Origin of the sequence: Shigella sp. FJ200513, from assembly GCF_040495915.1 — a bacterium.
In the GTDB taxonomy this organism is placed as follows: domain Bacteria; phylum Pseudomonadota; class Gammaproteobacteria; order Enterobacterales; family Enterobacteriaceae; genus ECMA0423.
In genome coordinates this window covers 1-3001 of the sequence record NZ_JBDYCV010000198.1, presented here as the reverse complement: position 1 = coordinate 3001, position 3001 = coordinate 1, and the positions used below count along the sequence as shown (strand labels likewise).

Annotated in this window: 1 protein-coding gene and 2 pseudogenes; 1 reads left to right on the top strand and 2 read right to left on the bottom strand. The window is 47.8% G+C overall.

Going from position 1 to position 3001, the window contains the following annotated elements; genetic code table 11:
• Positions 1 to 647 precede the first annotated feature (647 nt).
• A pseudogene (locus ABZJ92_RS21250) lies at positions 648 to 827 on the bottom strand (porin); the annotation flags it as partial.
• A 93-nt stretch (positions 828 to 920) separates the two neighbouring features.
• Here ABZJ92_RS21250 and ABZJ92_RS21245 point away from each other — a divergent pair.
• Positions 921 to 2149, top strand: a protein-coding gene (locus ABZJ92_RS21245) for an IS3-like element IS2 family transposase (protein ID WP_353765462.1) whose coding sequence is annotated in 2 segments (ribosomal slippage) — positions 921 to 1236 and positions 1236 to 2149 — 1230 coding nt in all. Because the reading frame shifts where the segments join, the coding sequence is not laid out codon by codon here.
• 8 nt (positions 2150 to 2157) lie between these two features.
• Here ABZJ92_RS21245 and ABZJ92_RS21240 read toward each other — a convergent pair.
• Positions 2158 to 2922: pseudogene (locus ABZJ92_RS21240) on the bottom strand (porin); the annotation flags it as partial.
• Positions 2923 to 3001: the final 79 nt, after the last annotated feature.

Sequence of the window (3001 nt, the reverse complement as noted above, 5' to 3'; positions counted from 1 at the left end):
CTGATGGAAATGGAAGCCACGCAAGCACCTTAAAATCACCATCATACACTAAATCAGTAAGTTGGCAGCATTACCTAGTTAGGGTAGTCACTATATTTGCGACTGAGCTGGTCGCTATTTTTAACCAGGCTGAAAAATTGAGTCAATATATCGAAAGCGGTAGTTGGCGGGCATAAGTATGTAATGATGATGCTGCACTGGTGTTGAATATTATTCACGCCAAACTTTCCTCATTGAGCAATGTCGTCGCAAGTGGCCTCAATGATTTTAGACCATTATCAGAGGTCCGGAGCGGCGGGAAGAGATTTATTGCTGTGGAATAATTGTGGTACTGATGATTATTTATATCCCGGATTGGTAGGGAAAAGCTTTTTTCATGCACTATTTTTGCAAATATTTCTATATGGGAAGTGGTTTTGTTACAGATTAAATTTATAAAGAAATGCATTTGGGGTGTTGGGTTGAAGAGTAGCTGGTAGATGTTATTGTGCCAGCAGGGGCAGGGGAATGTGCCGTATCGATATGCTTTGGCAATTGCGTGTGCCGCAGATGGAGATGAAATGCCAATAAAAAAGCCTGAGTTCGATGAGGGACGAACTCAGGCTGGTGTTATGTTTTACAGTAACACGCCTCGGCGCGTTGGCTGATTAGAACTGGTAGACGATACCAACTGCCAGTTGGTCGTCGGTGTTCAGTCCATGAGCGAGAACATAATCACTCTTATCAAGCAGGTTGATCTGATAAGCGGTATATATGTTCATATTCTTATTGAAGTAATACCAGGTACCGATTTCAATATAGTTCAGACGATCAGAATCTTTGTAACCTGTAGACTGGCCCCCTGAATCTCCAGACAACCAGTATCACTTATTTAAGTGATAGTCTTAATACTAGTTTTTAGACTAGTCATTGGAGAACAGATGATTGATGTCTTAGGGCCGGAGAAACGCAGACGGCGTACCACACAGGAAAAGATCGCAATTGTTCAGCAGAGCTTTGAACCGGGAATGACGGTCTCCCTCGTTGCCCGGCAACATGGTGTAGCAGCCAGCCAGTTATTTCTCTGGCGTAAGCAATACCAGGAAGGAAGTCTTACTGCTGTGGCCGCCGGAGAACAGGTTGTTCCTGCCTCTGAACTTGCTGCCGCCATGAAGCAGATTAAAGAACTCCAGCGCCTGCTCGGCAAGAAAACGATGGAAAATGAACTCCTCAAAGAAGCCGTTGAATATGGACGGGCAAAAAAGTGGATAGCGCACGCGCCCTTATTGCCCGGGGATGGGGAGTAAGCTTAGTCAGCCGTTGTCTCCGGGTGTCGCGTGCGCAGTTGCACGTCATTCTCAGACGAACCGATGACTGGATGGATGGCCGCCGCAGTCGTCACACTGATGATACGGATGTGCTTCTCCGTATACACCATGTTATCGGAGAGCTGCCCACGTATGGTTATCGTCGGGTATGGGCGCTGCTTCGCAGACAGGCAGAACTTGATGGTATGCCTGCGATCAATGCCAAACGTGTTTACCGGCTCATGCGCCAGAATGCGCTGTTGCTTGAGCGAAAACCCGCTGTACCGCCATCGAAACGGGCACATACCGGCAGAGTGGCTGTGAAAGAAAGTAATCAGCGATGGTGCTCTGACGGGTTCGAGTTCCGCTGTGATAACGGAGAAAAACTGCGTGTCACGTTCGCGCTGGACTGCTGTGATCGTGAGGCACTGCACTGGGCGGTGACTACCGGCGGCTTCAACAGTGAAACAGTACAGGACGTCATGCTGGGAGCGGTGGAACGCCGCTTCGGCAACGATCTTCCGTCGTCTCCAGTGGAGTGGCTGACGGATAATGGTTCATGCTACCGGGCTAATGAAACACGCCAGTTCGCCCGGATGTTGGGACTTGAACCGAAGAACACGGCGGTGCGGAGTCCGGAGAGTAACGGAATAGCAGAGAGCTTCGTGAAAACGATAAAGCGTGACTACATCAGTATCATGCCCAAACCAGACGGGTTAACGGCAGCAAAGAACCTTGCAGAGGCGTTCGAGCATTATAACGAATGGCATCCGCATAGTGCGCTGGGTTATCGCTCGCCACGGGAATATCTGCGGCAGCGGGCTTGTAATGGGTTAAGTGATAACAGATGTCTGGAAATATAGGGGCAAATCCAACCTGCTACGTCCAGTGCTTTAGAATAGGAGTAACCGATGGATGGACGCAGACCAAAGTCGAACTGATATTGCAGAACAGCTTCGAAGTTTTGTGTTTTGTTCACAACATCACCGTCGTCGGAATTCATGTTGTGAGATTCACCGTACATCACAGCAGCATAAACATTGTTAGCGTCATATTTTGTTGACAACGCCCAAACTTCGGCTCTTTCGCCTTTACCATCACCAGACTGCCAATCAGTACGGTCAGAGTTTGCATAAGCACCAGCAAATGAGAAACCGTCAATAGTGTAAGTTGCAGATAAACCATGGCCATCGCCATTTGCTTTGTAGTTGCCTGTACCTTCATTTTTACCCTGATATTGCAGAGCAAAATTTAGACCTTCAACCATGCCAAAGAAATCTGTGTTACGATAGGTTGCAACACCGTTGGTACGGTTGGTCATGAACAGGTCAGTACCAGCCCATGAGTCACCGCCCCACTCAACAAACATATCAGTAAATGCTTCTGCATCATACGCGACACCGACATTACGACTGTAGTCGAATGAACCAAAATCTTTGTAACTCAAACCAGCATATGCCAAACGAGTTTGGTCAGGGTTGTGTCTGTTTGATGCTTCCAGGTCTAGTTCAAACTGACCGTAACCAGTCATTTCAGGGTTGATCTGAGTTTCACCTTTCACGCCTACACGGGCATAAGAGGTATCTTGAGAATTATCGCCTTTTTCACCATTTTCACGGTCGGTCAGAATGCGCTCACTGAATCGCCACGGGTTTAACAGACACCTCAGAGTCATTTAAGATGGCTTAAAGAGAGGTGCCCATGAGCGGTAAGCG